Origin of the sequence: Streptomyces kaniharaensis (assembly GCF_009569385.1) — a bacterium.
Lineage (GTDB): Bacteria > Actinomycetota > Actinomycetes > Streptomycetales > Streptomycetaceae > Kitasatospora > Kitasatospora kaniharaensis.
The window spans coordinates 3846592-3867938 of record NZ_WBOF01000001.1; the positions used below are offsets into that span (position 1 = coordinate 3846592).

General features: G+C 73.3%; 16 protein-coding genes. 10 read left to right on the forward strand and 6 right to left on the reverse strand.

From position 1 onward, the window contains the following. The first annotated feature begins 79 nt into the window (after positions 1-79). The 3 genes from lon (at position 80) to F7Q99_RS17415 (ending at position 4378) form a co-directional block, all read left to right on the forward strand. Complete coding sequence (gene lon / locus F7Q99_RS17405) at positions 80-2488, forward strand: endopeptidase La (protein ID WP_153462576.1); 2409 nt, start codon at positions 80-82, stop codon at positions 2486-2488. An 85-nt stretch (positions 2489-2573) separates the two neighbouring features. After that, positions 2574-3137 (forward strand): GtrA family protein, encoded by a 564-nt coding sequence (locus F7Q99_RS17410; protein ID WP_153462578.1) that lies wholly within the window; start codon positions 2574-2576, stop codon positions 3135-3137. Beyond that, positions 3134-4378, forward strand: coding sequence for an ROK family transcriptional regulator (locus F7Q99_RS17415; protein ID WP_230210250.1), 1245 nt, complete (start codon positions 3134-3136; stop codon positions 4376-4378). Before F7Q99_RS17410 ends, F7Q99_RS17415 begins: the two co-directional genes overlap by 4 nt. A gap of 54 nt (positions 4379-4432) precedes the next feature. Here the strand turns inward: F7Q99_RS17415 and F7Q99_RS17420 are convergent, their stop codons facing one another. Next, on the reverse strand, positions 4433-5470 hold the full coding sequence (locus F7Q99_RS17420; RefSeq protein WP_230210251.1) for an ABC transporter permease: 1038 nt from the start codon (positions 5468-5470) through the stop codon (positions 4433-4435). A 146-nt stretch (positions 5471-5616) separates the two neighbouring features. Between F7Q99_RS17420 and F7Q99_RS17425 the strand changes: the two genes are divergently transcribed. Together F7Q99_RS17425 and F7Q99_RS17430 are read left to right on the forward strand one after the other, a co-directional pair. Continuing rightward, complete coding sequence (locus F7Q99_RS17425) at positions 5617-6075, forward strand: MarR family winged helix-turn-helix transcriptional regulator (RefSeq protein ID WP_326846782.1); 459 nt, start codon at positions 5617-5619, stop codon at positions 6073-6075. Positions 6076-6224: 149 nt separating this feature from the next. Then, positions 6225-7778: an MDR family MFS transporter gene (locus F7Q99_RS17430; protein WP_230210252.1), complete on the forward strand. Its 1554-nt coding sequence runs from the start codon at positions 6225-6227 to the stop codon at positions 7776-7778. Between the two features lie 75 nt (positions 7779-7853). Here F7Q99_RS17430 and F7Q99_RS17435 read toward each other — a convergent pair whose 3' ends face one another. Next, on the reverse strand, positions 7854-8102 hold the full coding sequence (locus F7Q99_RS17435; protein ID WP_153462582.1) for a hypothetical protein: 249 nt from the start codon (positions 8100-8102) through the stop codon (positions 7854-7856). 26 nt (positions 8103-8128) lie between these two features. After that, positions 8129-9310, reverse strand: coding sequence for an inorganic phosphate transporter (locus F7Q99_RS17440; RefSeq protein ID WP_153462584.1), 1182 nt, complete (start codon positions 9308-9310; stop codon positions 8129-8131). A gap of 347 nt (positions 9311-9657) precedes the next feature. Between F7Q99_RS17440 and F7Q99_RS17445 the strand changes: the two genes are divergently transcribed. Then, positions 9658-11289: an NlpC/P60 family protein gene (locus tag F7Q99_RS17445; RefSeq protein WP_153462586.1), complete on the forward strand. Its 1632-nt coding sequence runs from the start codon at positions 9658-9660 to the stop codon at positions 11287-11289. A gap of 73 nt (positions 11290-11362) precedes the next feature. Here F7Q99_RS17445 and F7Q99_RS17450 read toward each other — a convergent pair whose 3' ends face one another. Beyond that, positions 11363-13660 (reverse strand): FdhF/YdeP family oxidoreductase, encoded by a 2298-nt coding sequence (locus tag F7Q99_RS17450; RefSeq protein WP_153462588.1) that lies wholly within the window; start codon positions 13658-13660, stop codon positions 11363-11365. Between the two features lie 229 nt (positions 13661-13889). Here F7Q99_RS17450 and F7Q99_RS17455 point away from each other — a divergent pair, with 229 nt between their 5' ends. After that, entirely contained in the window at positions 13890-15134 is a 1245-nt protein-coding gene (locus F7Q99_RS17455) for a serine/threonine-protein kinase (protein ID WP_153462590.1), read from the forward strand. Here F7Q99_RS17455 and F7Q99_RS17460 read toward each other — a convergent pair. Continuing rightward, complete coding sequence (locus F7Q99_RS17460; protein ID WP_153462592.1) at positions 15090-15788, reverse strand: MBL fold metallo-hydrolase; 699 nt, start codon at positions 15786-15788, stop codon at positions 15090-15092. The two genes, F7Q99_RS17455 and F7Q99_RS17460, sit on opposite strands and share 45 nt — an antisense overlap. A 257-nt stretch (positions 15789-16045) precedes the next feature. Between F7Q99_RS17460 and F7Q99_RS17465 the strand changes: the two genes are divergently transcribed. Next, positions 16046-16900, forward strand: a complete 855-nt coding sequence (locus F7Q99_RS17465; RefSeq protein ID WP_153462594.1) for a fumarylacetoacetate hydrolase family protein — start codon at positions 16046-16048, stop codon at positions 16898-16900. 52 nt (positions 16901-16952) lie between these two features. On the opposite strand, the gene F7Q99_RS17470 is transcribed toward F7Q99_RS17465, so the two are convergent. Further along, positions 16953-17705 (reverse strand): TetR/AcrR family transcriptional regulator, encoded by a 753-nt coding sequence (locus tag F7Q99_RS17470; RefSeq protein ID WP_153462596.1) that lies wholly within the window; start codon positions 17703-17705, stop codon positions 16953-16955. 162 nt (positions 17706-17867) lie between these two features. Here F7Q99_RS17470 and F7Q99_RS17475 point away from each other — a divergent pair, with 162 nt between their 5' ends. Beyond that, positions 17868-19574, forward strand: a complete 1707-nt coding sequence (locus F7Q99_RS17475) for a DUF885 domain-containing protein (RefSeq protein WP_153462598.1) — start codon at positions 17868-17870, stop codon at positions 19572-19574. Between the two features lie 205 nt (positions 19575-19779). After that, a complete protein-coding gene (locus F7Q99_RS17480) occupies positions 19780-21336 on the forward strand; it encodes an MFS transporter (RefSeq protein WP_326846783.1) in 1557 nt (518 codons plus the stop codon). The last annotated feature ends 11 nt before the right edge of the window (positions 21337-21347 follow it).

Here is a 21347-nt window from a genome sequence, read left to right on the forward strand (position 1 = left end):
GCGAACACAGGGCGGGGAACATTCGGCCGTCGCCAAGCCTTAGTCAGGTCGACTCAAGTTCACTGACTGGGGAGAGATCATGGCATCGACGTCCACACCGCTCACCCTGCCCGTGCTGCCGCTCGACGACGAGGTCGTCCTGCCGGGCATGGTCGTCCCGCTGGACCTGAAGGACACCGAGGTGCGCGCCGCGATCGAGGCCGCCCGCGCCGCGGCCACCGGCGTCGGCAAGCCGCAGGTCCTGCTGGTTCCGCGGGTGGACGGCTCGTACGCGGCGGCCGGCACGCTGGCCGCCGTCGAACAGGTCGGCCGGCTGGCCGACGGCCCCAACACCGTCGGCCAGCCGGCCGCGCTGGTCCGCGCCGTGCGCCGGGTGCGGATCGGCGTCGGCACCACCGGGCCCGGCGCCGCGCTGTGGGTGGAGACCACGCCGTTCCGGGAGTCCTCGGTGGGCACCCCGGTGGCCGGCCGCGCCGCCGAGCTGGTCAAGGAGTACAAGGAGCTCTCCACCCAGTGGCTGCGCAAGCGCGGCGCCTGGCAGATCGTCGACCGGGTGGCCCAGATCGAGGGCGTCGGCGAGCTCGCCGACAACATCGGCTACGCGCCCTTCGTCACCGCCGAGCAGAAGCTCAAGGTGCTGCTGGAGGCCGACCAGGTCGCCCGCCTCGAGTACGCGCTGACGCTGCTGCGCGACCACCTCGCCGAGGAGGAGGTCAACGACACCATCCGCAGGGACGTCGAGGAGGGCGTGGCCAAGCAGCAGAAGGAGTTCCTCCTCCGCCGCCAGCTGGAGGCCGTCCGCAAGGAGCTCGCCGAGCTGAACGGCGACCCGGCCGACGAGGAGGGCGACTACCGCGCCCGGGTCGAGGCCGCCGACCTGCCTGCGATGGTCCGCGAGGCCGCGCTCAAGGAGGTCGACAAACTGGAGCGCGCTTCCGAGCAGTCGCCCGAGGGCTCCTGGATCCGCACCTGGCTGGACACCGTCCTGGAGCTGCCCTGGAACGAGCGCACCGAGGACGCGTACGACATCGCCGGCGCCCGCGCGGTGCTGGACGCCGACCACGCGGGTCTGTCGGACGTGAAGGACCGCATCGTCGAGTACCTGGCGGTGCGAAAGCGCCGGGCCGATCAGGGGCTCGGGCTGATCGGCGGGCGCCGGGGAGGCGCGGTGCTGGCGCTGGTCGGCCCGCCCGGGGTCGGCAAGACCTCGCTCGGCGAGAGCGTGGCCCGCGCCATGGGCCGCACGTTCGTCCGGGTGGCGCTCGGCGGCGTCCGGGACGAGGCCGAGATCCGCGGCCACCGGCGCACCTACGTCGGCGCGCTGCCGGGCCGCGTCGTGCGGGCGATCAAGGAGGCCGGCTCGATGAACCCGGTCGTCCTGCTCGACGAGATCGACAAGGTCGGCTCCGACTACCGGGGCGACCCGGCCGCCGCCCTGCTGGAGGTGCTGGACCCGGCACAGAACCACACCTTCCGGGACCACTACCTGGAGGTCGAGCTCGACCTCTCCGACGTGGTCTTCCTCGCCACCGCCAACGTGCTGGAGGCCATCCCCGAGCCGCTGCTCGACCGGATGGAGCTGGTCCGGCTGGACGGCTACACCGAGGACGAGAAGGTCGTCATCGCCCGCGACCACCTGCTCCCGCGCCAGCTGGAGAAGGCCGGGCTCGGCGACGAGCAGGTCACCGTCGACGAGGCGGCGCTGCGCAGGCTCGCCGGGGAGTACACCCGCGAGGCCGGCGTGCGGAACCTGGAGCGTGCCATCGCCCGGGTGCTGCGCAAGCTCGCCGCCCAGGCCGAGCTCGGCGAGCGCGAGCTGCCCGCCGCGATCGGCGTGGACGACCTGCGCGCCCTGATCGGCCGCCCGCACCACGTGCCGGAGGCCGCCCAGGAGCCGGCCGAGCGGCGCACCGCCGTCCCCGGCGTGGCCACCGGCCTCGCGGTCACCGGCGCCGGCGGGGACGTCCTCTACATCGAGGCCTCGCTCGCCGACGCCGAGACCGGCGGCACCGGGCTGACCCTCACCGGGCAGCTGGGCGACGTCATGAAGGAGTCCGCGCACATCGCGCTCTCCTTCCTGCGCTCGCGCGGCGCCGAGCTGGAGCTGCCGGTCACCTCGCTGCGCGACCGCGGCGTGCACCTTCACGTCCCGGCCGGGGCCGTCCCCAAGGACGGGCCGAGCGCCGGCATCACCATGACCACCGCGCTGGCCTCCCTGCTGTCCGGCCGCAAGGTGCGCACCGACGTGGCGATGACGGGCGAGGTGTCGCTGACCGGGCGGGTGCTGCCGATCGGCGGGGTGAAGCAGAAGCTGCTCGCCGCCGACCGGGCCGGTGTCACCACGGTGATCATCCCCAGGCGCAACGAGGCCGACCTGGACGACGTCCCGGCCGAGGTGCTGGAGCGGCTCACCGTGCACCCGGTGTCGGACGTCCGTGAGGTCCTCAAGCTGGCCCTGGAGCCGGCCGAGGTCCTGGTCGCCGCCTGACGGGCGCTCCGGCGGAATTGCGCCGGGCGACCGCGACTGGCGGCGACTGACCGGGGGACGGCATCACGCGTGCGACACTGCGGAGATGCCGTCCCCCACTCAGCGCGTCCTGGCCAGGGTGCCGGCCCGGCTGCGCCCGTTCCTGGTGCGGCACCGCAGGCTGGTGAAGTTCCTGCTGGTCGGAGGCACCTGCTTCGCGCTGACCACGGTGATCAACTTCGAGCTGAAGTTCACCGTCCTGGCACACAAGCCGGTGGTCGCGCTGACCGTCGCGACCGTGATCGCCACCGTCGTCTCCTACGTCCTCAACCGCCAGTGGGCCTTCCGGGCCGGCGGGCGGCAGCGGGAGGCGCTGCTGTTCTTCCTGGTCAGCGCGGTGGCGATCGGCGTCAACGACGTGCCGCTGGTGATCTCGCGGTACGTCCTGGACCTGCGTGAGCCGTACGTCAGCTCCTTCGTCCAGGAGGTCGCGGACTTCCTCAGCGGCATGATCGTCGGCACCTTCGTCGCCATGCTGTTCCGCTTCTGGGCGATGCAGCGCTGGGTGTTCACCCGGCTCGCCGAGCCCGCCGTCACCGGGGCGCAGCCCTCCGTCGACCCCGGTTACGCTGCACATGAGGCGTCTCGGGAGACACCCAGGGCGAGATGAGCGGGGTGAGCGGCGTGACCGCGATGCGCGAGCCGGACGGTGTCCGGACCGGACCCGCCAGCCAGCAGGGGATGCGCCGGGCCAACCTGGCCCTGGTGCTCGGAGTGATCGCGCGCGCCCCGCGCTCCCGTGCCGAGGTCGCCGCCGAGACCGGGCTGACCAGGGCGGCGGTCTCCTCGCTCGCCGAGGAGCTGATCACCGGTGGCCTGGTGGTCGAGGAGGGCCCGGCCACGCCCAGCGGCAAGGTCGGCCGGCCCGGCACCGCGCTCGGTCTCAACCCGCGCGGCCCCGGCGGCCTCGGCGCCGAGATCGGCGTGGAGCACCTCGGCGCCTGCGCCGTGGACCTGCGCGGCGAGGTCCGGGCCTGGCGCCGCCAGGAGATCCGCAACCGCGGCCGCACGCCCGCCGCCGTCCTGGCGGACCTGGCCGAACTGCTGCGCCGGGCCGTCGCCGAGGCGGGCCTGCGCCCGGCCGGGCTGGCGCTCGCCGTCCCGGGGCTGGTCGGCAGCTCCGGCGGGGTGCTCCAGCGGGCCGCCAACCTGGACTGGCGGGATGTCCCGCTCGCGGCCGAGCTGCGGCTGGCACTGCGCGCGGCCGGCTCGGAGGACCTGGCCGAGCTGCCGATCGAGGCGGACAACGAGGCCAACCTGGGCGGGCTCGCCGAACTCTGGCTGGGCGGCGGCTCGGACCACTTCCTGCACGTCTCCGCCGAGGCCGGCGTCGGGGCGGCGATCGTGATCGGCGGCCGGCTGCTGCGCGGCGCGCGCGGTTACGCGGGTGAGCTCGGCCACGTGCCCGTCCGCCCGGACGGGCCGCGCTGCGTGTGCGGCGCACACGGCTGCCTGGAGCAGTACGCGGGGGAGACGGCCGTGCTGCGCGCGGCCGGGCTGGAGGGCATCCGGGGCGACTGGGTGGCGCTGCTCGCCGAGCGCGCCGAGGCCGGGGACGCGGAGGTGCGCGAGGCGCTGGCCGGGGCCGGGGCGGCGCTGGGCATCGCGGTTTCCGGTGCGGTCAACCTGCTGGACCCGGCCGAGGTGGTGCTGGGCGGCGGCTACGCCCAGCTGGCGCCCTGGCTGCTGCCCGCGATGCGGGCCGAGCTGGCCGCCCGGGTGACCGTCCGGCCCTGGTCGGACGACCGGCTGACGGTCTCCCGGCTCGGCCGGCGCGGGCCGCTGCTGGGCGCCGCCGTGGGCGTGGTGCGCGCCATCGTCGTGGACCCCGGCCGGCTGGCGGGCGGCTGACACGACCGTGCCCCCGGCGGTCGGCCGGGGGCACGGACGCTCCTGCGCGGGGGCTCAGGCCTCCGCGACCAGCTCCCGGCCGCCGGAGCGGGGGCCGCGCAGCACGGCGAGGAAGGTGACCGCGACGCCGAGCAGGGCCCACACGGCGAGCACCGCGATCGGCATCGCGAGGTTGGTGGAGCCGAAGTAGGCGATCGACTTGGCCGCGCTGGTGCCGGCGCCGTTCGGGATCCACGCGCCGATCGCCCGCCAGAACGGCGGCATCATCGGCGCGGGGTAGACCCCGCCCGCGCTCGGGTTGCCGAGCACGACGAAGACCAGCACCGCGATGCCGATGCCGATGATGTCGAACAGGCACTGCAGCGCCATGGTGAAGGCGCCGACCGTGAACACCACGAGCGCGCCCAGCGCCGACAGGCCGATGCGCGAGCCGGGCAGCGCGTCCAGGACCGGCCCGGCGATCAGCGTGCCGAGGACGCCGGCCGCGATCGAGTACAGCGCCAGCACGCCGAGCCGGATCACCGCGCGGTGGGTGTTGGCCGGCTTGGAGCCGGCGCTGATGCCGAGGATCGAGGCGACCAGGTAGCCGCCGACGCACCAGCCGATGACCAGGTAGAAGGCGGAGAGGCCGTTGGTGTCGCCCTTGGCGAGCGGGGCCACGTCCTCGACCTTGACCGTGCGGCCCTGGGTCTTCTCCAGTGCGACCGTGATGGTCTCGGCGGCCCGGGCGGCGGACGTGCCGCGGGCGCTGCCGGTCAGCAGGGTGTCCTCGGTGCCGGCCGGGTTCACGACCAGCGCGGCGTAGATCTTCTGGTCCTTGATCTGCTGGGCGGCGGTGTCGGCGTCCGGCGCGGTGACGGCCTTGACGGCGTCGTCCGGCACCGAGTCCAGCGCCTGGACCAGCTTGGGGGAGACCTGGGGCGGAGCGACCACCGCGATCGACAGGTTGTGCGGGGTCGGGTGGTGCAGCGCCCCGACGTACGAGGTGATGAAGCCGATCTGGAGCAGCAGCACGGCGATCACCAGCAGCGCCGCGCGCGGCGTGACCGCTCCCTTCAGTTCGGCGACGAAACCCTGCCCCGGGGCGGCCATCCACATCTCCTTGCGTATCGGGTGAATACGGATACAACGGATACTTCGAGAAACCAATACTTCATATCATGAAGTAGTTGCCCTGTCGCATCCCGCCGGGCCCATGCGCCGCTTTCCGGCCGTCCCCGCTGCGGGATACTGGCGCGGTGAGTGCGGAGAGTGACGAAGAAGCCCTGCTGGCGGTGGAGCGCGAGGTCGCGCTGATGTTCCGGCGCGGCCGGGCCAGGGTCGCCGAGCTGTCCCGGCGGGTGCACCCGGAGCTGGAGGGGATGGCGTACAGCATGCTCGGCTACATCGAGCAGGCCGGGCGGGTGCGGGTGACGGACGTCGGCCTGCACTTCGCGGTGGGCAAGGCCACGGTGAGCCGGCAGATCCGGGCGCTGGAGGAGCTGGGCCTGGTGGCTCGGGAGGCGGATCCGCTGGACCGGCGGGCCGCGTTCGTCTCGCTGACCGAGGACGGGCGACGGCGCTACCTGACGGCCAGGGATGTCCGGATGCGGCGGGTGCGCGAGGTCCTGGGCGGCTGGTCGCAGGAGGACGTGGTCCGCTTCGCGGAGCTGCTGCACCGCTTCAACGACGTCATCGGGGAGCCCTCGGCGGAGTGACCGGGGAGGCTGGGGCGGTGTGACGGGCGAGCCCGGCGGGGCCCGTGTGGTGCGGGTTCCGGCCGGGCTTTACTTCGGCTTGAAGAAAGTTGCCTTAGTCAACCATCTGGGCTTATGGTTGCCTAAGGCAACCAAGTGTGAGGATCCGGATGACTGTGACCACCGAGGCCGCGAACGGCGCAGCCGCCGCCGTCGACGACCGACCCATGACCCACCGGCAGGTGATGGAGGCGCTGTCCGGCCTGCTGCTCGGCCTCTTCGTGGCCGTGCTCTCGTCGACGGTCGTCTCCAACGCGCTGCCGCACATCCTCACCGACCTGCACGGCGGCCAGTCCGCCTACACGTGGGTGATCACCGCGACGCTGCTCACCCTCACCGCCTCCACCCCGATCTGGGGCAAGCTCTCCGACCTCGCCAGCAAGAAGCTGCTGCTGCAGATCGCCCTCGCGATCTACATCGCCTCCTCCGCGCTGGCCGGCCTCTCCCAGAACACCGGCGAGCTGATCGCCTGCCGCGCCCTCCAGGGCATCGGCGCAGGCGGTGTCACCGCGCTCGCCCAGATCTGCCTGGCCGCGATGGTCCCGCCGCGCGAGCGTGGCCGGTACAGCGGCTACTTCGGCGCGGTCTTCGCGCTGGCCACCATCGGTGGGCCGCTGATCGGCGGTGTCATCGTGGACACCTCGTGGCTGGGCTGGCGCTGGTGCTTCTACGTCGGCATCCCGTTCGCGCTCGCCGCGATCCTCGTGGTGCAGCGCACCCTCAAACTGCCGGTGGTCAGGCGCACGGTCCGGATCGACTACCTCGGCGCGCTGGCCATCACCGGCGCCGTCAGCCTGCTGATGATCTGGATCACGCTGGCCGGCAAGAACTACGCCTGGCTGTCCTGGCAGACCGCGGCCATGGTCGGCGGCGGCCTGCTGCTCGGCGCGCTCGCCGTGGTGATCGAGCGCCGCGCCGCCGAGCCGATCATCCCGCCGGACCTGTTCAGGTACCGCACCGTCGCCCTGGCCGCGCTGGCCAGCGTGCTGGTCGGCGTCGGGATGTACGGCGCGACCACCTTCCTCAGCCAGTACTTCCAGCTGGCCCGCGCCAAGTCCCCGACCATGGCGGGCCTGATGACCCTGCCGATGATCCTCGGCCTGGCGCTCGCCTCCACCGTCGCCGGCCGGCTGATCACCCGGTACGGCAAGTGGAAGGCCTACCTGGTCTGCGGCACGCTGCTCCTCGCGATCGGCTTCGGCCTGCTCGGCACCGCCCGCGCCGACACCGACTACGGGCTGCTCTCGGTCTACATGGCGATCACCGGCATCGGCCTCGGCCTGACCATGCAGAACCTGGTGCTCGCGGTGCAGAACACCGTGCCCCGGAACGAACTGGGCGCCGCCAGCTCGGTCGTCACGTTCTTCCGCACCATGGGCGGCGCGATGGGCGTCTCCGCGCTGGGCGCGCTGATGACGAACAAGGTCGGCCACTACCTGGCGGAGAACCTGGCCGCCGCGCACATCCCGGCCGGGCGCGCGGTCGCCGGCGGCGGCATCCCGGACCTGCACAAGCTGCCCGCCCAGGTCGTCCCGCTGGTGACGGACGCGTTCGGGCACGGCGTCGGCATGGTCTTCCTGTGCGCCGCGCCGTTCGCACTGCTGGCCTTCGTCACCGTGCTGTTCATCCGGGAGACCGCGCTGAAGACCGACCAGCAGGGCTGACGCGGGGATCGCGGGGACATGCGAACGGGCCGGGAGAGGTGATCCTCTCCCGGCCCGTTCCGTGCTTGCGCGCCGTCACTGTCCGGCGATCAGCACCAGCCCGTAGACGACGGCCGCGGCGCAGACGCCGAAGCAGGCGTACGCGCCGGCCAGTGCCAGCCGGCCGCTGCCGGCGGCCGGGGCCGCCTCGCCCTGGCGGGCGGTCAGCGCGGACTCGCGGCGGGACAGGGCCAGGATGCCGAGCGCGAAGACCGCGACCACGGCGACGGTGATGCCGAAGCTGAAACCGGCGGTCTGGGCCAGGGCGTTCCACTTGATGTGCATGGTGTGTGCTCCTCAGCCGTCGGCGCTCAGGCCGCGACCGTGGTCGAGGCGGGGGTGGGGGTGGCGGCCGGGCCCAGGTCGACGGGGATGGTCGCCTCCACCGCGGTGACGTCGTTGACGTTGTCCGCGTCGACGGGCTGGCGGCGGGAGATCATCCACATCGCGCCCGAGCCGGTGACCAGGGCGGCGCCGACCAGCACCACGCCCCAGGTGCCCTGCTGGGCCAGCAGCGCCGCGCCGCCGGAGACCAGGGCCGCGGCCGGCAGGGTCAGGCCCCAGGTGTAGACCATGCGGCGGACCAGGCTCCAGCGCAGCTCCGCCTTCGGGCCGCCGAGGCCGGCGCCCATGATGCCGCCGGAGCAGACCTGCGTGGTGGAGAGGCCGAAGCCCATGTGCGACGAGGTGAGGATGACGGTCGCGGCCGCCGACTCGGAGGCGAAGCCCTGCGGCGCCTGGATGTCCGCCAGGCCCTTGCCCATCGAGCGGATGATCCGCCAGCCGCCCATGTAGGTGCCGAGCGCGATCGCGGCGCCCGCGGAGACGATCACCCAGGTGGGGGGCAGCGCGCCCTTCGGCAGGGCGCCGACCGAGACCAGGGTCAGGGTGATGATGCCCATCGTCTTCTGGGCGTCGTTGGTGCCGTGCGCGAGCGAGATCAGCGAGGACGAGAAGACCTGACCGGTCTTGAAGCCCTTGGTGGTGGCCGCGTCGTTGCCCTTGCGGGTGATCGCGTAGGCCAGCTTGGTGGCGCCCCAGGAGGCCAGGCCGGCGACGAACGGGGAGGCGATCGCCGGGATCAGGATCTTGGTGACCACGGTGTCGAAGTTGACGCCGTGCATGCCGACGCCCACGACGGTGGCGCCGATCAGGCCGCCGTACAGCGCGTGCGAGGAGCTGGACGGCAGACCGCGCAGCCAGGTCAGCAGGTTCCACAGGATCGCGCCGACCAGGGCGGCGAAGATGATCTCGGGGTGGAGGCCCGTCTTCTCGTTGACGATGCCGCCGGAGATGGTGGTGGCGACCTTCACGGACAGGAACGCGCCCGCGAAGTTGAGGACGGCCGCGATGGCGACCGCGACCTTCGGCCGGAGGGCTCCCGTCGCGATGGAGGTGGCCATCGCGTTGGCGGTGTCGTGGAACCCGTTGGTGAAGTCGAAGGCGAGCGCCGTGATGATCACAACGGCCACCAGGAACGAGATGTGTTCCATACCCAAACAATCGTCGTAGTTGTCGCACGGACGTTGGTGTCGTTCGCGACCGTAGGCAGGTTTGGTAAACGGAAGGTGAACTGGGCCGGGAATCGTGGTTCTGACGGTGTCGTGACAGTAGCCGAAAGCTTTCGCAGGAGTGAAGTAGGCCGCACTGAGCTGGGCATTGGCGAGGAACGTCCCGGTTCGGTGCGGTTTGGTGTGACCCGTCTCACAGGCGAGCCCAAGAGATGAACGCAGAATTCATCTTCCGGCGCTGGTGCGCTCTGTTTCCGACGGGTAACCCATGGGAGGATCGCCCAGGATCCGGGGAGCCCGGGACAGGGCAGGGCGGGGAGGACGAACCCATGGGCGGGGCCAGACAGCGCACCGAGACGGCAGACGTACGACCGTGGGTGCGCGCCGCCCTCCGATGCGGAGCCGTCCTCGCGGCCGCCGCGCTGGCGCTCCCGCTCGCCACCCAGGCCGCGTACGCCGCCCCCGACCCCGGCAGGCCGGGTGTCACCGCGCCCACCGCGACCCCCGGCGACGACCCGCTCGCCGCCGCCAAGGCCACCCTCGGTCCGCTCCTCGACCAGCTGCACAACCTGTACCAGAGCGCCGAGGCCGCCACCGAGCAGTACAACGCCGCCGTCGCCAAGGTCGCCGAGCAGCAGGCCGCGCTGACCGACCTCCAGGGCCGGCTGGACCGCCAGCAGAAGCAGGTCGACGCCGGCACCGACGTCGCCTCCCAGCTCGCCGCCGCCCAGTACCGCAACGGCGCCACCTCCGCCTACGCCGAACTGCTGCTCTCCAAGGATCCGTACGAGGCCGTCACCATCGCCGAACTGCTCGCCGCCGCCAGCCGCTCGCAGTCCGAGTTCCTTGACCGGCTCAAGAGCGACCGCGACGCGCTCGCCGGGCTGAAGAAGCAGACCGAGGACGCCCTCAACACCTCCCGGACGCTGGTCGCCCAGCAGGAGGCCGCCAAGGCCAAGGTCGCCACCGACCTCGCCGCCGTCGAGCAGCTGGTCTCCTCGCTCACCGGCGCCCAGCGCGCCGAACTGGAGAAGCTGGAGAAGGCGAAGGCCGACGAGGCCCAGCTCGCCCTCCTCGCCTCCGGTGCCCTCGGCAAGGGCGAGCGCACCCCCTCGCTGGCCGGCCGCGCCGCCGTCTCGTTCGCGCTCGCCCAGCTCAACAAGCCCTACCTGTGGGGTGGCATCGGCCCGGACGCCTACGACTGCTCCGGCCTCACCTCGCAGGCCTGGCTGCACGCCGGGAAGCCGATCCCGCGCACCAGCCAGGAGCAGTGGGCGGAGCTCCAGCACATCCCGCTGAACCAGATCCGCCCCGGCGACCTCGTCATCTACTTCCAGGGCGCCACGCACGTCGCGATGTACATCGGCGGCGGGCTGATCGTCCAGGCTCCCCGGCCGGGTGCCGTGATCAAGGTCTCGCCGATCGGCTCGATGCCGATCCTCGGGGCCGTCCGGCCCGACCCGTCCGGGGCGGCCGACGAGGCCGGCGGCGCCTGGAAGGTGCCCGACCTGCCGACCGGCTGGGACACCGTCACCCCGATCGCCCCGACGCCGGCCGAGCAGCGGCCGCCCGTCCCGGCCAACGGCGCGCCGACCGCCCCCGGCACGCCGGCCCCGACCCCGGGCACACCGTCGACCACGCCGGGGACGCCGTCCGGCACCGGCACGCCGTCGGGCACCGGCACGCCGTCCGGCACGGGCTCGCCCAGCGGGACGGGTTCGCCGAGCGGGACGGGTTCGCCGTCGACCACGCCGTCCGGCACCGGCACGCCGACGCCCGGCGGGACGGGCACCTCGACCGCGACCCAGACGCCCACCGGCACGCCCACCCCGACCGGCACCGGCACCCCGGCCAAGACCGGGACCGTCTCGCCCACCGCGACGGGTACGGGCTCCGCGAGCGCCTCGGCGCCGGGCAGCCCCACGGCGACGCTCCCGCTCATCGGCGGTCTGCTGCCCTGACGCTGTACGCGAAGGCCGCCCGACGTCCGGTGACGTGGGGCGGCCTTCGTGCTGTCCGGGGCGCGGTGCCCGATCAGGAGTGCGCGTGCGCGGGGGCGGCGCCGCTGTCCGGCTCGAAGCGGACGACGATCGCCTTCGACGTGGGCGTGTTGCTGATGTCGGCGGTGGAGTCGAGCGGGACGAGCACGTTCGTCTCGGGGTAGTACGCCGCCGCGCCGCCGCGGGCCACCGGGTAGTGGACCACCTTGAAGTGCGGGGCGCGGCGCTCGGCGCCGTCCTTCCACTCGCTCACCAGGTCGACGTACGCACCCTCGGCCAGGCCCAGTTCGGCGGCGTCGGCCGGGTTGACCAGGACCACCCGGCGGCCGCCCTTGATGCCGCGGTAGCGGTCGTCGAGGCCGTAGATCGTGGTGTTGTACTGGTCGTGCGAGCGCAGCGTCTGGAGCAGCAGGCGGCCCGACGGGACCTCGGGGGCGGTCAGCGGGTTGACGGTGAAGTTCGCCTTGCCGGTCGCGGTGGGGAAGGTGCGGGAGTCGCGCGGGCCGTGCGGGAGGGTGAAGCCGCCGGGGCGGCGCACCTTCTGGTTGTAGTCCTCGAAGCCCGGGACGACCCGGGCGATCCGGTCCCGCAGGGTGTCGTACTCGGCGGCGAAGTCCTCCCACGGCACGCTGTCCTCGGCGCCGAGGGTGGTGCGGGCGAGGCGGCAGATGATCGCGACCTCGGAGAGCAGGCCGGGTGCCGGCGGCAGGCCGCCGCGGGAGGAGTGGACCTGGCCCATCGAGTCCTCGACGCTGACGAACTGGGCGCCGTGGCTGGTGACGTCCCGGTCGGTACGGCCGAGGGTGGGCAGGATCAGCGCCCGCGCGCCGGTGATCACGTGCGAGCGGTTGAGCTTGGTGGAGACGTGCACGCTCAGCCGGCAGCGGCGCATCGCGGCCTCGGTGACGTCGGTGTCCGGGGTGGCCGCGACGAAGTTGCCGCCCATCGCGAAGAACACCTTGACCCTGCCGTCACGCATCGCGCGGATGGTGTCCACCGAGTCGAGGCCGTGCGCGCGCGGCGGTTCGAAGCCGAACTCCTTGCCCAGCGCGTCGAGGAAGGCCTTGCTCGGCCGCTCGAAGATGCCCATCGTCCGGTCGCCCTGGACGTTGCTGTGCCCGCGCACCGGGCAGACCCCGGCGCCGGGGCGGCCGACGTTGCCGCGCAGCAGCAGGAAGTTGACCACCTCGCGGATGGTGGGGACGGCGTGCTTGTGCTGGGTGAGGCCCATCGCCCAGCAGACGATGATCTTCTTGGAGGCCAGCACCAGGCGGCCGAGCTCCTCGATCTGCTCCCACGGCAGGCCGGTCGCGGCGAGGACCGCGTCCCGGTCGGTCTCGCGGACCTGGGCCTCGAACTCCTCGAAGCCGTGGCAGTGCTCGGCGACGAACGCGCGGTCGACGCCGTCCTGCTCCAGGACGATCCGGTTCAGCGCGCGGAAGAGCGCCAGGTCACCGCCGAGGCGGATCTGCAGGAACAGGTCGGTCAGCTTGGTGCCGTGGCCGACCAGGCCGCGGGCGTGCTGCGGGTTCTTGAACCGTTCCAGGCCCGCCTCCGGCAGCGGGTTGACGCTGACGATCGTGGCGCCGGCCCGCTTGGCGCGCTCCAGCGCCGAGAGCATCCGGGGGTGGTTGGTGCCGGGGTTCTGGCCGGCCACGATGATCAGGTCGGCCTGGTAGAGGTCCTTCAGGCTCACGCTGCCCTTGCCGACGCCGAGCGTCTCGGTCAGCGCCGAACCGGACGACTCGTGGCACATGTTGGAGCAGTCCGGCAGGTTGTTGGTGCCGAGCCGGCGGGCGAACAGCTGGTAGGCGAAGGCGGCCTCGTTGCTGGTCCGGCCCGAGGTGTAGAAGGCGGCGCCGTCCGGGGTGTCCAGGGCCCGCAGCTCCTCGGCGATCAGCGCGAAGGCGTCGTCCCAGGAGATCGGCGCGTAGTGGGTGGCGCCCTCGTCGAGCAGCATCGGCTGGGTGAGCCGGCCCTGCTGGCCGAGCCAGTAGCCGGAGCGGTCGGCCAGCTCGGCGACGGGGTGCGCGGCGAAGAAGTCGGCGTGGATCCGGCGCTCGGTGGCCTCCTCGGCGACGGCCTTGGCGCCGTTCTCGCAGAACTCGGCGGTGTGCGTCCGGTCCGGTTCCGGCCAAGCGCAGCCGGGGCAGTCGAAGCCGTTCGGCTGGTTCACCTTGAGCAGGGTGGCCATCGTCCGGCGGGCGCCCATCTGCTCGGCGGCCATCCGCAGGCTGTGCCCGACCGCGGGCAGCCCGGCCGCCGCGTGCTGGGGCGCGGACACCTCGGGGGCGTCCTGCACCGGATCGCTCTGCGGGGCCTGCTTGGCCATGACTGCGCTCCTCGGCTCTGTTCGTCGAACCCGCCGCACCGTCGCGGGGGCTCGCCCCCATCCTTCCACCTGGGGGAAAGGAGGGGGAGGGCCGCCCGTGCACGAGGCGGCGGCAAGGGGCGGCCGGGCACGCCCCGCCCGGAGCCGCGATTGTTCACCCGCCGGCCCGCCCCCGCCGCTATCGTGACCCCGCCGGCGGTGCACGCCGGGCGAACACCGGGCGCACCCGGTGGACTTGGGGGAAGGCATGCGGGCGGGTGACGTACTCGACGGCCGCTACCGGCTGGAGGAGACGCTCGGCCGGGGCGGGTTCGGCGTGGTCTGGCGGGCCACCGACCTGCGGCTCGTCCGGAACGTCGCGGTCAAGGTGCTGCTGGAGGAGCACGCGGCCGACGGGGAGGCGGTCGGCCGGTTCATCCGCGAGGCCCGGACGGCCGGCGGCCTCGCCAGCCCGCACATCGTCACCGTGCACGACTTCGGCCGGGTGCCGACCCCGTCCGGGGAGACCCACTACCTGGTCATGGAGCTGGTCCGGGGCCGCTCGCTCGCCGACCTCCTCAAGGACGGCGTCCCGAGCTCGGAGGACGCCCTGCGGTGGACGCGCCACGTGTGCCGGGCGCTGGACGCCGCGCACCGCTGCGGCGTCGTCCACCGCGATATCAAGCCCGAGAACGTCATGATCGCGGAGGACACCGGCAAGGCCAAGGTGCTGGACTTCGGCATCGCGCGCCTGCTCACCCAGTCCGCCGTGCTCACCTCGACCGGCAACGTGGTCGGCACCGTGCCCTACCTGGCCCCCGAGTGCTGGTCCGGCGCCGGCGCGGACAGCCGGGCCGACCTCTACGCGCTCGGGGTCATGCTGTACGAACTCTGCACCGGCCGGAGGCCGTTCCGCGCCGCGTCGGCCGCCGAGTACATGTACAAGCACCTGGAGGAGACCCCGGCCGGGGTCCGCACCGCCGACCCGGCCCTGGGCGAGCTGATCGCCGAACTGCTCGCCAAGAACCCCGCCGACCGGCCCGCCGACGCCGCCGAGGTGCACCGCCGGCTGCGCGCCGTCCGGCCCGGCGTGCTCGACCACGACGACCCCAGCCCGGAGCAGCTGCGCCGGCGCGCCGACCAGGCCTGGCGGCTCGGCGCGGACGGTGCGCCCGGGCAGGCCGTCGCCGTGCTGCCGGGGATCATCCGCGACCTCGCGCGGATCTGCGGCCCGGCCGACCTCCGAACCCTGCGCACCTGCCACGACCTGGCGATCTGGCTGGCCCGGGACGGCAGCCGGGGCGCCGCCGTGGCATTGCTGCGCGAGCTGGTCCCGGTCCTCGCCGACGCCCCGGACGCCCGTGCCGACGCGCTGCGCGACCTCGACCACTGGCACCGCGAGATCTCCCGCGGGGGCCCGGGCGCCGTGCCAGCCGTCGAGGGCCGTCCGCTAAGCCTCGCGGGTCTGCTCGGCGGCGGCCCGCAGAGCGGCTGAGGCGCCCTCGGCGATCGGGTCGCCGTGCCCGAACACGGCCGTGGTGACGGGCAGTTCGGCCAGCCTGTGGAAGGAGTCGAGGGCCCGGGCCGGGTCGGTGTGGAACACCCCGGGCATGGTCCGCCCGCCGACGTTGGCGACGGTGTCCCCGGTGAACAGCACCCCGGGCCCGGGCAGGTGCAGCGCGATGCTGCCGTCGGTGTGGCCGGGCACGTGGACGACCACCGCACCGCCGCCGAGGTCCAGCACGTCGCCGTCCTCGACCTCGCGGTGCACCGGGCACGGCTCGGCCGGCGGCATCGGCGGCAGGCCGTCCCAGATCTCCTGCTCGAACGGGCTCAGCATCGGCGGCTGCGGCTCCTGCTCGCCGCGGATCACCGGCGCGTCCAGCCGGTGCGCGACCACCTCGGCGTCCCAGCGCCGCGCGAGCTCCGCGGCCGACCCGGTGTGGTCGGGGTGGTGGTGCGTCAGCACGACGTACCGCAGCGCCGCCGGATCCAGCCCGGCCGCCCGGATCCCCTCCTCGATACCGTCCGCCGACCCGGCGATCCCGGTGTCGACCAGCGTCAGCCCGTCCTCGTCCCGCCACAGGTAGGCGGTCCCGAAGTCCAGTGCGATCATGTACAACTCGGTTCGTACCCGCGTGATCTCCATGCCCGGATCCTGCGCCCGCCACCACGCGTCGCACGCCCGTGTTCGCCCTGAGCGTGCCCGTGTTCGCCTCCGGCGAAGGGGAGTCAACCGTGTGGGCCGCCGATTCGGCGGTTCTTCCGACGGGAGGATTTGAGAGGAACTCGCCCATCGGGACTCCCTGGTTCGCCGGTCGGGGCCGTTGATATATCTCGTTGCCGGACTCGGGACCGGTGAGCGGCCGGCCCGGTGAGCTGCGACGAAATGGTGGTGACGGATCGATGAAGCTCCTCCGTGTCGGACCCCCGGGTGCCGAGCGCCCGGTCGTGCTGGGCCGGGACGGCACCGCGTACGACCTGTCCGGGCGGGCCCGGGACATCGACGGGGCCTTCCTGGCCGGACTGGACGCCGCCGAGCTGGCGCGGGACGTGGCCGCGGGCGTGCTGCCGGTGGTGGACCTCGCCGGCGGGGTCAGGGTCGGCTCTCCGGTGGCCCGGCCGGGCAAGGTGGTCGGGATCGGGCTCAACTACCGCGACCACGCGGTCGAGGCCGGGGCCGCGATCCCGGACGAGCCGGTGATCTTCCTCAAGCCGAGCTGCACCGTGGTCGGCCCGTACGACGAGGTGCTGGTGCCGCGCGGCGGCGAGAAGACCGACTACGAGGCCGAGTTGGCGGTCGTGATCGGGCGGACGGCCCGCTACCTGGCCGGGCACGCGGAGGCCGCCGAGGTGATCGCGGGCTACACGATCGCCAACGACGTCACCGAGCGGGCCTTCCAGTTCGAGCGGGGCGGCCAGTGGGACAAGGGCAAGTCGGCGGAGACCTTCACGCCGCTCGGACCCTGGCTGGTCACCGCCGACGAGGTGGCGGACCCGCAGCGGCTGCCGCTGCGGCTCTGGGTCAACGGCGAGCTGCGGCAGGACGGCAACACCGGGCAGATGATCTTCCCGGTGCTCGAACTCGTCCGCTACGCCAGCCAGTTCATGGTGCTGGAGCCCGGTGACGTGGTCATCACCGGCACCCCGGCCGGCGTCACCCTGGGGCGCCCCGGTACGCCGTTCCTCACTTCGGGTGACATCGTCGAGATCGAGATCGACGGTCTCGGCCGCCAGCGCCAGGTGCTCGGCAAGGCGTGAGCGCACGCCACCCGGCCCCGGGCACGGGGGTCGGGAGGCTCACCCCGCCGGCTCAGCGCACCGACAGGACGCCCCGCAGCCGCTCCGCCCGCAGCGCGTCCGGGCCGTCCAGCGCGAGCAGCGCGGCCAGCACCTCCGCCGTCTGCGGATCGTGCAGGGCGGTCGCCGCCGCCATCGCCGTGAACTGGTCCACCAGCCAGTCGCGCAGCTCGGCCACCGCCAGCGTGCGCCCCTCGTCCAGCCAGCTCAGCGACGCGCCCTCGACCACCGCTATCCACGACCGCACCAGCAGGGTCAGCCGCGGGCCCGCCTCCCGGACGCCCAGGTGACGCAGCGTGCGCCGCAGCGCCGCCCGCCGGACGTCGTCGACGATCGCCGAGGTGCGGGCCGTCTCCACCACCGAACCGCCGCGCAGCAGCGCCGAGTAGCCGGCGTCGTGCTCGGCGACGAACGCGAAGTAGCCGTCCAGGACGGCCGCCAGCTGCTCGGACGGCGTCCCGGTGAGCGGGACGGCGAACCGGCTGGTCAGCTCGTCCGCGGCGGTGCGCAGCGCGGCCTCGTAGAGCTGCTGCTTGCCGCCCGCGAAGTAGCGGTAGACCAGCGGCCGGGAGGCCCCGGCGGCCTCGGCGACGTCGTCCAGGCTCACCTCCTCCGGCGGCCGGGCGGCGAACAACTCCAGTGCCACCGCGATGAGTTGCTCGCGCCGCTGCTGCACCGGGAGCCGCCGGTAGCCGGCGCGGCGGGGGCGGAGGTCGGGGTCGGCCGGGGCGTTCGCCGGGACGGCTGCGGTGGGGCGGGCTTCCATGGCGGCCAGCGTAATGGGCGTCGGCCCGATCGGATCCTGTCGGGCGTGGTTCCGCCCGAACGGATGTTTGCGGCGCGCGCAGGGGGCTCAACCGGGTTCGTGCCCACCGGCCGTGCAGGATCAGGGGCTTGCAAAAGGCCCATGCCGCGAAATGATGTCCGAATGGTTGAAGAACTGATCACCTCCGACGGCACCACCCCGCGCCGTATCGCCGACGGGTACGTCCGTGCCCTCGCCGAGCTCGACCCGCTGACCGCGGTCTATCTGGGACTCAACCCCGAGGACGACCGGCTGCCCGACCTCTCGCCGGCCGGCGCGGAGGCGATCGCCGACCTCGCCCGCCGCACGTTGGCGCAACTCGCCGAGGCGGAGCGGGCCGGAGCGGCTGCGGAAGAGGCCGAGCGCCGCTGCGCCCGGCTGCTGCGCGAGCGGCTGACCGCCGAACTCGCCGTCCACGACGCGGGGGAGAACTACCGCGCGGTCCGCAACCTGGCCTCGCCGGTGCACAACGTCCGTGACGTCTTCACCCTGATGGCCACCGACACCGAGGAGCAGTGGGCGGTGCTCGGCCGCCGCCTGGCCCGGGTGCCGGTCGCGCTGGCGCAGTACCGGGAGACCCTGGCGGCGGGCACCGAGCGCGGACTGCTGTCCGGCCCCCGCCAGGTCACCACCGTGGTCGGCCAGTTCGGCGAGTGGCTGGAGGGTGAGCTGCCGGGGGGCTGGTTCGGTCAGCTCGTCGCCGACGCGCCCGAGGGCCTGCGCGCGGAGCTGTCCGCGCACGCCGTCGCCGCCGCCGAGGCCCTGGCCGCCCTGCGCGACTGGCTGCGCGACGTCTACGGCCCGGCCGCCGCCGGCACCCCGGACACCACCGGCCGGGAGCGCTACGGCCGCTGGGTCCGCTACTGGACCGGCTCCGACCTGGACCTGGACGAGGCCTACGCCTGGGCCTGGAGCGAGTTCCACGGCCTGCTGGCCCAGATGGAGGCCGAAGCCGAGAAGGTCCGCCCGGGCGCCGGCCCGATGGAGGCGATGAAGTGGCTGGAGACCGACGGTCCGGGCATCGAGGGTGCCGAGGCCACCCGTGAGTACCTCCAGGGCCTGATGGACCAGGCGATCCGCGACCTCCAGGGCACCCACTTCGACCTCGCCGAGCCGGTCACCCGGGTCGAGTCGATGATCGCCCCGCCCGGCAGCGCCGCCGCGCCGTACTACACGGCCCCCTCGCTGGACTTCAGCCGCCCCGGGCGGACCTGGCTGCCGCTGCTCGGCCGGGAGCGCTTCCCGGTCTGGGACCTCGTCTCCACCTGGTACCACGAGGGCGTTCCGGGCCACCACCTCCAGCTCGCGCAGTGGAACTACGTCGCCGACCGGCTCTCCACCTACCAGGTCAGCCTCGGCGGGGTGAGCGCCAACCTGGAGGGCTGGGCGCTGTACGCCGAGCGCCTGATGGACGAGCTCGGCTACCTCACCGACGCGGGCCACCGGCTGGGCTACCTCAACGCGCAGATGATGCGGGCGCTGCGGGTCATCGTCGACATCGGCATGCACGCCGGCTTCGACTTCCCCGCCGACTCCCCGTACCGGCCGGGCGAGCCGGTGAGCCCGGAGGCGGCGCGGGAGTTCTTCGGCCGCTACTGCGGCCTGTCCGCCGACTTCCTGGACAGCGAGCTGGTCCGCTACCTGGGCATGCCCGGGCAGGCGATCGGCTACAAGCTGGGTGAGCGCGCCTGGCTGCGCGGCCGGGCGGCGGCGAAGGCGGCGCACGAGGCGCGTGGCGAGGAGTTCGACCTCAAGGCCTGGCACATGGCGGCGCTGTCGCAGGGCTCGCTGGGGCTGGACGACCTGGTCGAGGAGCTGTCGGCGCTGTGACGGCCGGGACGGGGCCCGGGTGCCGGTTCGCCGGGGCCCGGGCCCTGTCGTAGTCCGCCGGTCGTGGTCCTCTGGTCCGAAGCCATGGTCCTTTGGTCCGGAAAAGGTCGATTTGGTGAGGTTTTTCCTTGCCATTCGTCCACACGCGCGTTTCGCTGGAAGACGACTGCGTGACCTCTCCGTACCTCTCCGGAAGGCTCGACCAGTGTCTGCGCAAACCGCCACCGGTCATGGGACCGCGGACAGTCGCCGCTGGTGGGCGCTGGCGGTCATCGCCATCGCCCAGCTCATGATCGTCCTCGACATCACCATCGTGAACATCGCGCTGCCGTCGGCCCAGAAGGACCTGGGCATCTCCGACGCCAACCGGCAGTGGGTGATCACCGCCTACACGCTCGCCTTCGGCGGCCTGCTGCTGCTCGGCGGCCGGCTGGGCGACCTCTTCGGCCGCAAGCGCGTCTTCACCATCGGCCTGCTGGGCTTCGCCCTCGCCTCCGCCCTCGGCGGCGCCGCGGCCGGGCCCGCGATGCTGTTCGGCGCCCGCGCCCTCCAGGGCGCGTTCGGCGCGCTGCTCGCCCCGTCCGCGCTGGGGCTGCTCTCGACCACGTTCACCGACCCCAAGGAGCGCAGTACGGCCTTCGGGATCTTCGGTGCGATCGCCGGCGGCGGCGCCGCGATCGGCCTGATCACCGGCGGCCTGCTGACCGAGTACCTGAACTGGCGCTGGTGCCTGTTCGTCAACACCCCGATCGCCGTCGGCGCCGCCCTCGCCGCCTACTCCGTGCTCACCCGCGACCACATCGCCAAGGGCCGCCGGGTCAAGCTCGACCTGCCCGGTGCGCTGCTCGGCTGCGGCGGCCTGCTCGCCATCGTCTTCGGCACCTCCGAGGCCGTGACCCGGACCTGGGGCGACTGGCTCGTGCTGACCTCGCTGGGCGTCGGCGTGGCCCTGCTCGCGATCTTCGTCCTGGTGGAGAAGCACACCGACCACGCGCTGCTGCCGATGCACATCGTCGGTGAGCGCAACCGCGGCGGCGGAGCCCTGTCGGTCGGGCTGGCCATGGTCGGCATGTTCGGCCTGTTCCTGTTCCTGACCTACTACCTGCAGGAGATCAAGCACTTCTCGCCGGTGCTGTCAGGCGTGTCCTTCCTGCCCATGACGGCCGCCATCGTCATCAGTTCGACGGGCTTCGCGGCGCGGTTGATGACCAGGGTGCCGTCCCGGAACCTGATCGGCCCGGGACTGCTGCTCGCCGCGGGCGGCATGGCCTGGCTGACCCAGATGAAGGTGGACAGCCCGTGGGCCGGCATGGTGCTGCCGGCGGAGCTGCTGCTCGGCTTCGGCATGGGCCTGGTGTTCATGCCCTCGATGAGCCTCGCCACCCTCGGCGTCGCCCCGAACGAGGCCGGCGCCGCCTCGGCCACCATCAACTCGGCTCAGCAGGTGGGTGGTTCGTTCGGTACGGCGCTGCTGAACACGGTCGCGGCGAGCGCCACCGCGACGTACCTGTCCACCCGGATCGCCGCCGACCCGGCGGTGCGGGCCCAGGGCGCGGTGCACGGCTACGTGGTCGCGACGTGGGTGGCGATGGGCATCCTGATGCTGGCGTCGCTGATCGCGTTCCTGATGATCGACCACCGTCCGGCGCCCGGTGAGGCGGCGGGCGTCCCGGGCGGCGCCGAGGCCGTGGCCGAGGGCGCGGCGGCCGGGGCTCCGGTCGAGAGCGCCGTCGCCCAGGCGGAGCGGCAGCGGGCGACCTGAAAGTTTCCGCA